This is a genomic window from Ruegeria sp. CH6 (genome assembly GCF_056537005.1).
On sequence record NZ_JBQFQS010000002.1, the window covers coordinates 65,803 to 80,310 of the forward strand.

The 14,508-nt window shown below is 56.5% G+C and carries 11 protein-coding genes, 1 tRNA gene and 1 riboswitch; of the genes, 6 read left to right on the forward strand and 6 right to left on the reverse strand.

From position 1 onward, the window contains the following. The 3 genes from cobW to ACR0CW_RS04600 all read right to left on the reverse strand — a co-directional run bounded on the left by cobW (position 1) and on the right by ACR0CW_RS04600 (position 2,679). Positions 1–1,056, reverse strand: a complete 1,056-nt coding sequence (gene cobW / locus ACR0CW_RS04590; RefSeq protein WP_480786971.1) for a cobalamin biosynthesis protein CobW — start codon at positions 1,054–1,056, stop codon at positions 1–3. Next, positions 1,053–1,442 (reverse strand): DUF1636 family protein, encoded by a 390-nt coding sequence (locus tag ACR0CW_RS04595; RefSeq protein WP_480786972.1) that lies wholly within the window; start codon positions 1,440–1,442, stop codon positions 1,053–1,055. Before ACR0CW_RS04595 ends, cobW begins: the two co-directional genes overlap by 4 nt. 70 nt (positions 1,443–1,512) lie before the next feature. Then, a riboswitch (cobalamin riboswitch) is annotated at positions 1,513–1,722 on the reverse strand. Between the two features lie 72 nt (positions 1,723–1,794). Next, on the reverse strand, positions 1,795–2,679 hold the full coding sequence (locus tag ACR0CW_RS04600; protein ID WP_480786973.1) for a LysR substrate-binding domain-containing protein: 885 nt from the start codon (positions 2,677–2,679) through the stop codon (positions 1,795–1,797). Positions 2,680–2,795: 116 nt separating this feature from the next. Here ACR0CW_RS04600 and ACR0CW_RS04605 point away from each other — a divergent pair, with 116 nt between their 5' ends. Beyond that, positions 2,796–3,743, forward strand: a complete 948-nt coding sequence (locus ACR0CW_RS04605) for an NAD(P)-dependent oxidoreductase (protein WP_480786974.1) — start codon at positions 2,796–2,798, stop codon at positions 3,741–3,743. 72 nt (positions 3,744–3,815) lie between these two features. Here the strand turns inward: ACR0CW_RS04605 and ACR0CW_RS04610 are convergent, their stop codons facing one another. Then, positions 3,816–4,355 carry a GNAT family N-acetyltransferase gene (locus ACR0CW_RS04610; protein ID WP_480786975.1) on the reverse strand — a complete coding sequence of 180 codons (540 nt, stop codon included), beginning with the start codon at positions 4,353–4,355 and terminating at the stop codon, positions 3,816–3,818. Between the two features lie 134 nt (positions 4,356–4,489). Between ACR0CW_RS04610 and ACR0CW_RS04615 the strand changes: the two genes are divergently transcribed. Next, positions 4,490–5,968, forward strand: coding sequence for a Y-family DNA polymerase (locus ACR0CW_RS04615; RefSeq protein ID WP_480786976.1), 1,479 nt, complete (start codon positions 4,490–4,492; stop codon positions 5,966–5,968). After that, positions 5,965–9,348 carry an error-prone DNA polymerase gene (locus ACR0CW_RS04620; RefSeq protein WP_480786977.1) on the forward strand — a complete coding sequence of 1,128 codons (3,384 nt, stop codon included), beginning with the start codon at positions 5,965–5,967 and terminating at the stop codon, positions 9,346–9,348. Before ACR0CW_RS04615 ends, ACR0CW_RS04620 begins: the two co-directional genes overlap by 4 nt. A 231-nt stretch (positions 9,349–9,579) precedes the next feature. Here ACR0CW_RS04620 and ACR0CW_RS04625 read toward each other — a convergent pair. Next, a tRNA-Cys gene (locus ACR0CW_RS04625) sits at positions 9,580–9,653 on the reverse strand. Between the two features lie 228 nt (positions 9,654–9,881). Here ACR0CW_RS04625 and ACR0CW_RS04630 point away from each other — a divergent pair. The 3 genes from ACR0CW_RS04630 (at position 9,882) to ACR0CW_RS04640 (ending at position 12,987) form a co-directional block, all read left to right on the forward strand. Then, a complete protein-coding gene (locus ACR0CW_RS04630; protein ID WP_480786978.1) occupies positions 9,882–10,535 on the forward strand; it encodes a protein-L-isoaspartate O-methyltransferase family protein in 654 nt (217 codons plus the stop codon). 95 nt (positions 10,536–10,630) lie between these two features. Further along, positions 10,631–12,049 (forward strand): TolC family outer membrane protein, encoded by a 1,419-nt coding sequence (locus ACR0CW_RS04635; RefSeq protein ID WP_155151647.1) that lies wholly within the window; start codon positions 10,631–10,633, stop codon positions 12,047–12,049. 74 nt (positions 12,050–12,123) lie between these two features. Then, on the forward strand, positions 12,124–12,987 hold the full coding sequence (locus tag ACR0CW_RS04640; protein ID WP_480786979.1) for a hypothetical protein: 864 nt from the start codon (positions 12,124–12,126) through the stop codon (positions 12,985–12,987). A 3-nt stretch (positions 12,988–12,990) separates the two neighbouring features. Here the strand turns inward: ACR0CW_RS04640 and ACR0CW_RS04645 are convergent, their stop codons facing one another. Next, on the reverse strand, positions 12,991–14,448 hold the full coding sequence (locus ACR0CW_RS04645; protein ID WP_480786980.1) for a cobyric acid synthase: 1,458 nt from the start codon (positions 14,446–14,448) through the stop codon (positions 12,991–12,993). Positions 14,449–14,508: the final 60 nt, after the last annotated feature.

The following is a 14,508-nucleotide window of genomic DNA, read 5'->3' on the forward strand; positions in this document are numbered from 1 at the left end:
TTACTCGGCAGCCTCAGCTACACCTACGAGGATATCACGGATCGCAGCCTCTTTGATGTCGTCATGCTCGGCGATCACCACCAAACGCGAGCGGCGTTCCTCGCCGGGTTCCCATGGGCGGTCGTATTGGTGACGGACGCGGGCACCAACAGCCTGAACCAGCAGACGCATCGGTTTGCCCTGAACGGCGGCATAGCCTTTGACGCGCAGGATGTTCAGCTCAGTCGCCAGGCGTTCGATTTTGGCAACCAGATCGGTTGGGTCGGTCTGTTCCGGCAACTCGACGATGATGCTTTCGAAATCGTCATGCTCGTGATCGTGGTGTCCGTCGTGATGGCTTGGGCGGGCGTCCATGTCATCCTCGGCAGCGGCTTCGAGGCCCAGAACAACGCGCACGTCTACGGCGCCTTCGGCGACTTCTACCACAGGCAGCGGGCGAGGGGCCTCGGCTGCGATGATCTCTTTGGCCTTGGCAACACCCTCGGGACCGGCCAGATCGGGCTTGGTCAGCAGGATGATATCGGCGCAGGAGATCTGGTCTTCGAACACCTCGGACAGAGGCGTTTCGTGGTCGATCGAGTCATCGGCCAGGCGCTGGGCGTCCACGGCTTCGACATTCGGAGCGAAGCGCCCGGCGGCGACGGCCTCGGCATCGGCCAGAGCGATCACGCCGTCAACGGTGATCTTGGAACGGATATCCGGCCAGTCGAATGCCTTCAGCAGCGGCTTGGGCAGCGCGAGTCCGGAGGTTTCAATCAGGATGTGATCGGGGCGCGGTTCCAGCGCCATCAGCGCTTCGATAGTTGGGATGAAATCATCGGCCACGGTGCAGCAGATGCAGCCATTTGCCAGTTCCATGATGTTTTCCGCCGGGCAATCGGGAATTGCGCAGGATTTCAGGATGTCGCCATCGACGCCAACGTCACCGAATTCATTGACAACAACGGCCAGACGTTTGCCCTGCGGGTTCTGCATCAGGTGCTTGACCAGTGTGGTTTTGCCCGAGCCCAGAAAGCCAGTGATTACAGTAACGGGAAGTTTTTCGAGGTTGCTCATTTCAGGGCTCCAATCGGGGGAATGCGGGCCGCACAGTTTTTGCGGAAATGTTCAGGGCGCTCACGCCATTTCACAAGGCCGTCTTCGGTGGCGAGATATTTGGTGACGCCTTCGACGATGGTCTCGACGTGGTCGGTTTCGTTGAGGTTCTCATACACAAAGGTCCAGCGGGATGGTCCGCCACGCAGTACGATCGAACACCCCTGATCGCAGTTCGAAAGGCATTCAACGGCCTTAAGATCAATGCCATCTGGCAGCTCGGCCTCGGTCAGCGCTTTATGCAATAATGTGCCGGGGCGCTGGTCATCTTCCTCGACAGGAAGGCCACGCCGGCAGGTGGTGCAGACCAGCAGTTCAACTGGTATCGTCTCGGTCACGTCTCTCATCCCCCCTTCACGGTTTTCGGGGGACGGGGTATGCGCGGGCCTTGGCCCGACACCGGAACACCCCGTCCGGTCTGGTCTTCGGGCGTTGGCAGGTCTCCCGGCTTGCGGATGTCAGAGGTATCCTCTGGCAGGTGTCCTGCCTTCCCGGCCTGCAGGCCAGTGGCTTTGGGCACCTTCTCCGGTCACGGTCGCGGGGGCGGCTGCATTTGACGGCATTCCATACCGCTGATGCATTCCCTTTTCATCTGCTTGCACAGACACCAACGAAAGGGACATGCGGCAAGCAAAGGGGCGTTGTCAAGCGAATGGAGGCGCTCTCAGATCACCGGGATGGAAAAGCGACTTGCAGTGGTCAGTCAGCGGCATCCGCTTTGATCCGTTCTTGCAACCAGGTCTCAAAGAGGCGGGCAGAGGCCGTCGGGCGGGGCGCGCCATCTGAGCGGATCAGGTAATGGGACTGAGCAAAGGGAATCGGTGGTCCGGCGATCTGCAAGGGCGCACCCTGCGCAATCGCATTCCGGGCAAAGCGTTCAAGGATTGTGGCGTAGCCTGCCCCCGCCATCACAAGTTGCAACGCGGTGACCGTTGTATCCGCCGAATATTGAGACTGAAGTTCAGGCTGGTGAATGCCATGCGCTTCAAAGTATCGCGCCCAGTTGTCTTCATATCCAAGGATATGGATCAGAGGACTTTCACGGAACTCTGTCTTGCTAGGCGCTGCAGTGCCGGATCTGCAAACCGGAACAAGGAATTCATCCGAAAGTTTCTCTGACCTGAGCCCCGGCCAGTCGCCATAGCCCAGCCGAATATCGATATCCACATCGCTGGAACCCATGGTGTCATTCCAGATGTGAGTCACCAATCGCACAGGGATGTCGGGATGTTGGCTGGTGAATTCAGGTAGTTCGGCAGCCAGCCAATAAGTCATGGTTGAAATTGCCGCACGAACGGTCAGCGTCTGCTGAGAAGCTGGGCCAAACAAACTGTTGGTCGAAAGGGTTATGTTAGACAGAGCGCGCCGAACGGTCAAAGCATAGGACTGGCCAAGCTCGGTCAATTCCAGTCGTCTTGCCTGTCGAGTGAAAAGAGGTTGGCCCAACTCGGCTTCCAATGAACGGATATGCAGGGATACTGCGGTTTGTGTCAGACCCAGCTCTTGCGCGGTAGCAGTGAAATTCAGATGGCGAGCGGCAGCTTCGAAACTACGCAGCCAGGAAGGGTTTGGTAGACGATCCATTTATCACCAAAAATTTTTGCCCATAAGCTCGATTATTATTCGTTTCATTTGCGGGTTATCAAGGTGAATACTCCGCGTGAAAACGGTTCGGGCATAGCCCATAGGGAGGATTCGCAATGAAGGTTGGATTTATCGGTCTTGGGAATGTGGGAGGTAAGCTCTCGGGTTCGTTGCTGCGCAACGGAGTTGATTTGACAGTTCATGATCTGAACACGGATCTGGTTGCTGAATTTGTTGCGCAGGGTGCCAAGGCTGCTGAAGGTCCGGCGCAACTGATGCGGGATTGTGATGCGGTTATCACCTGCTTGCCATCCCCTGCGGCATCGGATGCCGTGATGCAGGAAATGCTGCCAGAGGTTGGTCCGGGCAAGATCTGGATGGAGATGTCCACCACTGATGAGGCCGAGGTGAAACGGTTGGGTGCCATGGTGATCGAACGCGGTGGCGCCGCAGTAGATTGCCCTGTTTCCGGGGGATGCCATCGCGCTGCTACTGGCAATATTTCGATTTTTGCCGGATGTGATCGCGCAACATTTGAACGGATTTTGCCCTTTCTGACGACCATGGGGCGCCGCATTCTGCATACCGGTGAGCTGGGATCTGCTTCGGTTCTGAAAGTGCTGACCAACTATCTGGCTACCGCCAACCTGATCACCTGTGCCGAAGCCCTGGTCACTGCCAAGGCTGCAGGGATGGATCTGAATACGACCTATGAAGCGATCAAGATCTCATCGGGTACCTCATTTGTGCATGAAACCGAAAGTCAGGTCATCCTGAATGGATCTCGCGATATCTCGTTTACAATGGATCTTGTGAAAAAGGATATCGGGCTGTTTCAGGAGGTCGCAGATCGTGCCGGGGTGCCGTTGGAGATGAACCCGGTGATGATCAAGATTTTCGAGGACGGAATTGCCCGGTATGGTGACCGCGAGCTGTCGCCCAATATCATCAGGCGACTGGAAGATGCCACCGGACTGGATATTCGTGCACCGGGTTTCCCGACCGAAATGCTGGATGATGAGCCGGAAGAACCGGGGTACGAGGTGATCCCTCAGGGGCGCTAGAGCGCATAGATCAACATAGGTCTGGGCGCTTCGGCCTTGCGATTTAGTGATCGGATGATAGTCGAGAGGGTTCTACCAATAAGCCGGGTTTTTGAACGCTTCGGCGCACTGTGATGGCCCTTTCAAAGGCGCAAGGTCCTGATCCGAAAGAGACTGTGCCAGCCACCCGTGGGGATATTGAAGCTTCATGGGGGGCTGGGCCTGCTGCTCGGTAATCTGTTCAAAACCAACTTTGGAATAGTAGTTCGGATCGCCATAGGTGATCACCACATCAACGCCGCGCCCGCGCAGATCGCTCAGCCCGAACGTCAGGAGCTTTTGTCCAACGCCTTTCCCTTGCTGGTCTGTTGCAACGGCCACAGGGGACAACATGAATACGGTGCGGTCATCCTGCTCATACTCGAGGCGGGTAAAAATTATGCACCCAGTAAGAGTGCCACCATTTGTGGCAGTGAAGACAGACATGTCACCAGGGTTGGTCTTTGCCAGAATGTCTTTCACCAGCCCTGCGATCAGTTGACCTTCCTCATCACCTTCGGAGGCTGCGAAAACAGCTCCGAAAAACTCGATAATTTCGTCGTGTCTGCCACTGGTATGGCGGGAGCAGTCCATGTCGCACCTCAATTCTGACGGTCAGTGGTTCAGCCGGAACCCTTGGTCATTTAGCTGGGTATTTCACCCATATGACTCGACATGGTAAAGGTGAAAGATTATTTAGAACAAATATAGAACATTTGGTGTCAGGTATGCTCAGAGGGGTGCAAAAACGTGTTGCTTCGCTATGGTTTTTCCGGTTGTCCAGCGACCGGGTTCTCAGGGCGAATCCGGTTCAGGGGCCGTTCGCCCTTACCCTCAAGCAGAACAATGCCAACCGCATATATTGTCTGAATGGCGAAGCCGAGCGTCAGGGCCTGCACAGCGGCATGCCTTATGCGGATGCCCGTGCGTTTTGTCCTGACTTGCAAAGCCAGCCTGCCGATCTGCAGGGCGATGTGCAGTTCCTGCATATCCTGCGGCGCTGGGCGACGCGCTATTGCCCCTGGGTGGGGCTGGAGGGGCGGGATGGGCTGGTTCTGGATGTGACCGGTTCCGCGCATCTGTTTGGCGGGGAACCCATGATGCTGGCGGATATGCGCAGGCGACTGGCACGGGTCGGGCTGTCGGTGCGGATCGGACTGGCCGATACGCGTGGCGCGGCTTGGGCATTGGCACATTACCAAGAGGGCGTGGCCGCCCGGGGTGATACCCTGAATGCGATAGGGGCGTTGCCTGTAGCGGCATTGCGGCTGCAAGAGGATACGTCGGTTGCTTTGCAACGGCTGGGACTGCGCAGGATTTCGGATCTTGCAGCAACCTCACGTGCGCCGCTGGCCCGGCGTTTGGGGCCGGAACTGCTGATGCGTCTGGATCAGGCGCTTGGGGCGCAGCCTGAAGAGATTTCGCCATTGGCCGATCCACCACGGTATGGCGTGCGTCTGACCTTGCCGGAACCGATTGGGTTGGTGGCGGATGTCAGGGCGGGGGTCGAGCGGCTGCTGGAACAGCTCTGTGCGAAGCTTAAGGCACAGGAGGTCGGCGCGCGTCGGCTTTGCCTGACGCTTGATCGTGTGGATCACGACAGCCAGACAGTCGAGTTGCGTCTGGCCCGACCGTTGCGTGATCCGAACCGGATACTCCCACTTTTTGAACGCGGGATTGGAGAGGTCGATGCCGGTTTTGGTATCGACCGGATGCGGATTGAGGCCACGCAGGTCGAGGCGCAGCCGGTACAGCAGATCAGCCACGTCTCAGCGGGGCGTGTGGATCAGGTGTATGATCTGATTACCCGGATCGGAAACCGCATCGGGCTGGAGAATGTTCACCGGTACCTGCCTGCGGACAGTCATATCCCCGAACGCAGCTCCATTCTGGCCCCGGCAGCTTATTCCGAGCCGGGCGGCGCATGGGTGGCTTTGCGCCCACGGCCTTTGCGTCTTTTCCCGCCCGAGCCGATTTCCGGGGCGGGATCACGTCCGCCGCAGAGGTTTCGCTGGCGGCGTATGGCGCTTTCAATCGAGCGTGCCACGGGACCGGAACGCATCGCCCCTGAATGGTGGCTGGAGGATGAGAACTGGCGTTCGGGAGTTCGTGATTACTGGCGGGTTCAGACACGGCAGGGATGGCGGCTCTGGCTGTTTTATACCCCGCAAAATCCGGGCTGGTTTGTGCAGGGAGAGTTCGCATGACCGAGGCGAACCGCACACATCGCACGGTTGAGGTATCTCATCAGGACATGCTCAGTCCTCATACGGATCGTTTGGGATATGCCGAACTTTGCGTGACGACCAACTTCACCTTTTTGACCGGTGCTTCGCACCCCGAAGAACTGGTTACGCGCGCTGCGACGCTGGGTTTGGCTGCACTCGCTATCACCGACCGGAATTCTCTGGCTGGCGTAGTGCGGGCCTGGACTGCTCTGAAAGAACTGAAGCGTGAGGCAGAAGAGGCGATCAAAATCCGGTCCCAACACCGGGTCGATTCCTGTTCAAGGCAGGAGGTCGGCAATCCGCAGCCTATTGCCAATCCCGGGACGGTTCATGTGCCGCGACTGATTGTCGGTTGCCGTCTGGTTTTGCAGGACAGTTCGGTCGATTGGGTGGCGCTGCCACGTGACCGGGCAGCGTATCAACGACTGACCCGTCTGCTGACATTGGGCAAACGGCGCGCCCAAAAGGGGGAGTGCCATCTGGATCTCAGGGATATGCTTGAGGCCTGCAAGGGCATGATCCTGATTGCTTTGCCGCAAGGTGAGTTAATGGATGCCACCCGGGACATCCAAAAAGTACGACGACGGTTTCCCAACCACGTCTTTCTGGGGGCGGCACCACGTTATGACGGCAGTGATCAGGCCTATATTGCTGCCTGTGCGCGGCTGGCTCAGCGGACCTCGGCCCCCATGGTCGCGGTGGGTGACGTGCTTATGCACCATGCCAGCCGCAAGCAACTGGCAGATGTTCTGACCTGTATGCGCGAAGGCATCACCATTGACGATATAGGCACACGCGCCCTGCCTAACGCCGAACGGCGGCTGAAAGGGGCAGCTGATATGGCACGCCTTTTTCGCGACCATCCCGGTACCCTGCGTCGCACGCTGGAGATCGCCGACAAGTGCAGTTTTGATCTGGGTGAATTGTCCTATGAATATCCCGACGAAATCGGTCTGGGCGAGCAACCGCAGGAGCGGCTGGAACGGCTGGCTCATGATGGGTTGAAACGGCGCTATCCCGGTGGCGCGCCGGATAAGGCCCTGAACCTCATGAAAAAGGAGTTGGAACTGGTCCGCGATCTGGGCTTTCCGGCTTACTTCCTGACCGTGCATGACATTGTACAGTTCGCCCGATCAGAGGGCATCCTGTGTCAGGGGAGAGGTTCCGCCGCCAACTCGATCCTCTGTTACCTCCTGGGTATCACTGATGTCAGCCCCGATCAGATCACCATGGTGTTTGAACGCTTTGTGTCAAAATACCGGGGAGAGCCGCCGGATATCGACGTGGATTTTGAACATGAACGGCGCGAAGAGGTGATCCAGTGGATATATGAAAAATATGGCCGCCACCGGGCGGGTTTGTGTGCCACGGTCATCCATTTCCGTTCCCGGGCGGCCATTCGCGAAGTGGGTAAAGTGATGGGGTTGTCTCAGGACGTGACGGCTGGTTTGTCTGGTCAGATCTGGGGCATGACCAATGGAGGGGTCGATCCCGAACGGATACGCGAACTGGGCCTTGATCCCGGTGACCGGCGCCTGATGCAAACCATTCGCCTGATCGGTGAAGTCATCGGGTTCCCCCGTCACCTGTCACAGCATGTCGGCGGTTTTGTTATCACCAAGGGACGGTTGGACGAGATGTGCCCCATCGAGAACGCGGCGATGGAGGACCGTACGGTCATCGAATGGGACAAGGATGACATCGACGCGCTTGGCATCCTCAAGGTCGATGTGCTCGGCCTGGGAATGCTCAGTTGCGTGAGGAAGGCATTTGGTCTGCTGCAGCAGCACGAGGGGCAATCACTTACCATCGCTTCGGTTCCACAAGGGGATGAAGCCACCTATGACATGCTTTGTCGGGCTGATGCCATCGGTGTGTTTCAGGTGGAAAGCCGGGCGCAGATGAATTTTCTGCCCCGAATGCGCCCACGTATCTTTTACGATCTGGTGATTGAAGTCGCTATCGTTCGGCCCGGCCCGATTCAGGGCGGGATGGTGCAGCCCTACATCAAGCGTCGCCAGGGATTGGAAGAGGTCAGCTATCCCTCGGAAGAACTGCGGGAAGTTATGGCCAAAACTCTTGGTGTTCCGTTGTTTCAGGAACAGGCGATGCAGATCGCAGTGGTCGCCGCAGGATTTACGCCAGAGGAAGCAGACCGTCTGCGCCGGTCTCTCGCCTCTTTTCGCAGAATGGGAACCATAGGTACGTTTCGGGATAAGTTCATCGCAGGAATGCTTGCCAACGGTTACGATATGGATTTTGCCGAGCGCTGTTTTTCACAGATTGAAGGCTTTGCCGATTATGGTTTTCCGGAAAGCCATGCCGCTGCCTTTGCAATGCTTGCTTATGTTTCGGCCTGGCTGAAATGTCACCATCCTGCGGTATTTGCCTGTGCTCTGCTGAACTCCCAACCGATGGGGTTTTATGCGCCGGCCCAGATTGTGCGGGATGCGCGCGAACATGGGGTCGAAGTGCGCCCGATCTGCGTCAACAGCAGTCAGTGGGACAACATTTTGGAGCGTCGTGCGGATGGTGGGTTGGCGTTGCGGTTGGGGTTTCGCCAGATCAAAGGGTTCAAAGAAGAGGAGGCAGGCTGGATCGTGGCAGCCCGGGGCAACGGATACCACGACCCGCAAAGCCTCTGGCTGCGGGCAGGGCTGATCCCTGCGACTCTGGCGCGCTTGGCCGAAGCCGATACGTTCGCTGATATGGGGCTGACCCGGCGCGAGGCGCTCTGGCATGTCAAATCCATCCGGAGCCAGCAACCACTGCCGCTGTTTAACGACCCGATTGACGGAGAAAGTATCTCAGAAGCTGATGTGAATTTACCGATGATGCATTTGGGGGAAGAGGTCGTCGAAGATTACGTCTCGACTCGCCTGACCCTGCGTGCGCATCCAATGGAACTTCTGCGTCCATCCATGCCGGGGCTTATCGCCCACAACTCTCTGCACAAGATACCGCTCGGGCGTTATAGCGTGTGCGGACTGGTCATCACCCGCCAGCGACCCGGTACGGCCTCGGGCGTGATCTTTCTGACACTTGAGGATGAAACCGGCGTCAGCAATGTGGTGGTCTGGCCCAAGGTGTATGAGCAGTTTCGCCGCATCGTTATGGGGGGACGGCTTTTGCAGGTGACCGGATATCTGCAGCGTGAAGGCATTGTTGTACACCTGATCGCGCAGGATATCAGGGACATGTCGCACAAGCTGTCAGAACTGGGGCATCCGATGGACGATGCGATTGGTATAACTCAACCTCATGCCGATGATGCACCGCGTGCCAATCGTGCGCCACCACGGGCACGTCACCCCCGTGAACAGGCCAAGCGTCTCTTCCCAAGTCGGGATTTCCATTAGGGCGAGCGCTTAAATTACTGCAGGCGCCAAGAATTCTGGCTTACCATATCTAAAGCGCACGATTTCCTCTAACGCATTCAAGTTCGAACATAGAGTGCTTGCCGAAGACAAAATGAAAGCGATGCGGCCTGAATCAATCTGGAACCACCTGCAGCTCGCAACCAAAAAGGGAAGCTCAAATCAAGTAGCCGAAACACCCATACCTAATGCGTTGAGTTTCTTGAGGTTAAGTGGAGGCGAGTACCGGAATCGAACCGGTGTACACGGATTTGCAATCCGCTGCGTCACCACTCCGCCAACTCGCCTTTTCAAGTAAAATCAAATACTTGCCGTGGTGTGACAGGCGTTCTAACAGCTTTCGATACAGACGTCCAGTGGCTCGGCGCAAAATAGACGGACGTTTGGCAAATTCGGGGCCGAGAACAGCGCCGGCCGTTAAAAGTTGCTTTTGAAATTTCAGTACTTGAGACGTTGCCGGAGGGTGACGAATGTGGCACAAGCCGATCAATCAGGGAAAAAGAATGAGCGATCACATGACAGATTTCGCAGCCCGACGTCTTACAATGGTTGATACACAGATTCGACCTTCGGATGTTACAAAGTTTCCCATTATCGATGCGATGCTGGCTGTTGAGCGTGAGAAGTTCGTTCCGGGCTCACATCGGGAAGCGGCTTATGTCGGCGATTTGATTGAACTGGGCGATGGGAGTTGTCTGCTGGAACCGCGTACCCTGGCCAAAATGCTGGACGCGCTGAACATTTCCAACGATGAGGTGGTGTTGGATATCGCCCCTGCGCTTGGATATTCAACTGCCGTCGCGGCCCGGATGGCTCAACTGGTTGTTGGTGTCGAAGAGGATGAGACCCGCGCCACGGAAGCGCAAAGCAACCTGATGGAAGCTGAAGCTGACAATGCGATTATTCATACCGGTCCGCTCGAGCAGGGAGCTGCAGAACACGGGCCATATGATGTCATTATCATTCAGGGCGGTGTCGAGCGCTTGCCAGATGCGCTGCTTGATCAGCTGAAGGATAATGGCCGCATCGCATGCGTGTTCATGGAAGGCCAGTTAGGTACTGTGAGGATTGGTCGGAAGACAGCTGACCGGGTAACCTGGCGAGACGCCTTCAATGCAAGTGCGCCGGTACTACCGGCATTTTCCGCCGAGATTGCATTTTCGCTATAGTCATTCAGCAGATTTTTCTGCTGCCTTGATTAGTTGAAAACAAAGGCGCAAACTACCTGCGAGGCAGGGTTATTTTGATTTGAGAGGAATTGGGTATGCGTGGAATGGCTAGAGGTAAGCTGGTCAAGGCTCTCGCATTGACAGCTGGTCTTGCTCTTAGCGCAATGCCGGTGCGATCGGTTTGGGCCGACAATCTGACAGATGCGTTTATTGGGGCTTACAACACTAGTGGCCTGCTGGAGCAAAACCGTGCTTTGCTGCGTGCAGCGGATGAAGATGTCGCAATCGCACTATCGGCATTGCGTCCAATCATCAACTGGACGGTTCGTGTCAGCCGGGATTACACGAAACGCCGTGTTGGTACCGTGGTAACCACGACTGAGCCATCAAACTTCTTTTCCGGATTGACGCTTAGCCAGCTGATCTATGATGGCGGCGCATCCGTTTTGGGCAAACAGTCGGCACAGGAAACGGTTCTGTCGACCCGCCAGTCTCTGATCGATATTGAGCAGCAGGTTCTTTTCCGCGCTGCGACCGCTTACTTGCGGGTTTTGCTTGAAGAAGAAACTGTCCAGATCCGTCAAAATAACGTCGATCTGTCCAGCGAAGAATTGCGCGCCACTCAGGATCGTTTTGAGGTTGGTGAGGTTACGCGTACTGACGTTGCACTGTCAGAATCGCAGCTGGCCAGCTCGCGTGCCGATCTGGCTGATGCCAAGGGTGCGCTCAGTACCGCACAGGCAGAGTATGTGAATGCGGTTGGCAAACTTCCTGGTCGCACGGCTGGTCAGCCCAGCCTGCCAAACCTGCCGCGCTCAGCGGCCGAGGCTCAGAATCTGGCGCAGCGCAACCATCCTTCCATTCTGTCCGCCCAACATCAGGTCCGTGCGCTGGATTTGATCGTTCAGCAACAGCGCGCAGGGTTGGGGCCGAATGTCAGCCTGAACGCTGATGCGGGTATTACCGAAACCTATGACAGTGACGATTACATCAATGACGCAACTGTCTCGCTGACCTTCAACCAGCCTATCTACGCTGGTGGACGTCTGGCCGCGGCTGTTCGGCGTGCCATGGCTACGCGTGATGCATCACGGGCCAATCTGTTGAATGTTCAGAAAAACATCACACAGGGCGTGACGGATGCCTATGTGCGTTTTGAAACGGCGACTGCAAGCCTGACTGCTTCGAACGAACGAGTGCGTGCCTCGCAGGTCGCTTTTGACGGGATTCGGGAAGAAGCAACCTTGGGTGCACGGACCACGCTGGACGTACTGACTGCGCAGCAGGATTTGCTGGACGCTCAGCTCGCACAGGTTGCGTCCCGTACCGAGCGTTCGCTGGCTGCTTATCAGCTGTTGCAGGCGCAGGGGCTTCTGACTGCAGAGCGTCTGGGGCTGGCGGTTCAAATCTATGATCCGACCCTCTACTATAATCTGGTCAAGAAAGCTCCAGCACAGGTCAGCAAGCAAAGCCGTGATCTGGATCGTGTCCTCAAAGCATTGCGTCGCGAATAAGCGGCGTTACTACCTGTTGTGAGGTCAGAATTGTTTGGCTACACTTGGTCCAAGGGCTAGAGCGGTAGAGAACAATGTCAGATAACACGATAAAAGCAGGGGTCGAGGACGTCCTGTCCTCGGTCAAACGTCTGGTCAGCGAAGAGGGCCGAAAGGTTCCCGATCTGGTTAAGGCTTCGGCTCCACGCAAACCCGGGCGTTTGGTTTTGACCGATGCCCTGCGAGTTGGCGATCATCCAAAGGTTGCAAGCGCAGAGGCTCCGCTGAAGCTTGAGGCTGAATATTCGGCCGATGCGATAATGCAAACGGATGAGGCTAAGCTTCAACCTGCCAATGATCTTTCACAACCGATGAGACTACGGCCCTGTGACATCGTTCAGCCGGGCGAGGGCGCTGAAGTTTCCGAGAACCTTGAGAATGCTCATCCTGCTTCGGATCAATCGACCGAAGCTAATGGAGAATCTGCTGATCTTGCAGACAGCCTGAGTGCTAAGATCGAAGCGCTGGAAGCTGCGATTGCCCGCACCGAAGATCAGTGGGAGCCGGATGGCGAAAGCGACGACGCCTATTCAGGAACACGTACGACATCCATGAATTGGAGCGAAGAGGTCGAATCTTCTGAGGCATTTGAAGACGAAGATGATGCCGCCGAAGAGCTGGACGCAGCTGAAGACCCAGAGTTTGTGACCGAAGAAGTTGATGTCCCAGTCACATTTATCCGAGATCCAAGCTTGAATGTTCAGCCGGTTGCAGAAGAAGTGGATGAAGTTTCAGAGATTGATGCTCGGCTTATAGACGAGGCAACTCTGCAGGATTTAGTCGCGCAAGTCGTCCGGCAGGAATTGCAGGGCGCATTGGGTGAACGTATCACGCGTAACGTTCGCAAAATGGTAAGGCGCGAAATCAACCGTGCTCTGGCGGAGCAGGATCTGGAGTAACCGCTAGCTGCGCTGAGGTGTCTCGGCCAAAGAAAGCAACAAATCCAGGTCCATATGCGTCTCGAGATGGTCAGCAAGGTCATCAAGCGTTTGATCAACCCCGTCTTCATAGGCGATGTTTGTACTCACTCCCAGTTGCTTCAGATAGCTGGCACGGAAAGAATCCGATGAGAATATACCGTGCAGGTAGCTGCCGCGAATGCGCCCATTCGCGCTGGCTGCACCTTCGGGCCTGCCATCAATCTCCAACCATGCGCGTGTGCAGTCCGGGCCTTCCGTTCGGCCCATATGAATTTCATAGCCACTAACCGGCGCTCCGCCTTCCATTGCTTTTGCGTTGGTTAATATCACGCGTTTCTGCCCGGCCATGACGGTGCTGACATCCAATAAACCAAGACCATCAACGGTACCCGGATGTCCATCTACGCCATCCGGATCCGAGATCGTCTTACCCAGCATCTGATAACCGCCGCACAGGCCCAACACGTGGCCACCGCGGCGCACATGCGCAAACAGGTCGATGTCCCAACCCTGTTTTCGGAAGTAAGCCAAATCCCCAATCGTGGATTTACTGCCGGGTAGCAGCACCAGATCGGCGTCACCGGGCAGTGCACGGCCTGCTGGCACAATTTCAACACTAATGTCTGGCTCGGCTGACAGAGGATCAAGATCATCAAAATTGGCCATGCGCTCCAGCTGAGGAACGACTACCTTGCATTTTCCTCCTGTGTAAGAACGGATGTCCATCATGTCTTCTGCTGGCAGTTTCCAGGCGTCATGGAACCACGGAACAACGCCCAGGCACGCCCAACCGGTTCGTGTCGCGATATCATCCCGGCCTTCGTCAAAAAGACTTACATCACCTTTGAACCGATTGACGGCAAAGCCGCGGATCATCGAAAGGTCATTCTGGTGCAGAACTGCCTGAGTACCCACGATCTGGGCGATGACGCCGCCTCGGTGAATATCTCCAACCAGAACAACAGGCACTCCGGCCGCGCAAGCGAACCCCATATTGGCGATGTCCCCGTTGCGCAGATTGGTCTCTGCAGGACTGCCGGCCCCTTCGATCAGAACAAGGTCTGCGTCACTACAAAGCCTGTCAAAGCTCTGCAGTGCAGCGCCAAGTAGTTTGGATTTGTCTTTTCGATAGTCTCCGGCCTTCATCGTACCGGCACGTTGCCCTTGTACAATGATCTGAGCGCCGGTGTCCGTCTCGGGCTTCAACAGGATCGGATTCATGTCGGTGTGCGTAGGGCGGTTGGCTGCGCGGGCCTGTAGCGCTTGCGCCCGTCCAATCTCGCCGCCGTTTTCTGTAACCGCTGCATTGTTGGACATGTTCTGCGGTTTGAAGGGGGCAACGCGCAGGCCGCGACGCGAATAAGCACGGGCTAGCCCGGCCACCAGAACCGATTTCCCGACATTGCTGCCGGTGCCCTGAATCATGATTGCGCGTACCATTGGGTGCCTCCTGTGGATGGCAGCACATGACCTGAAATCAGTGATGGAGAAAAGTCCGGA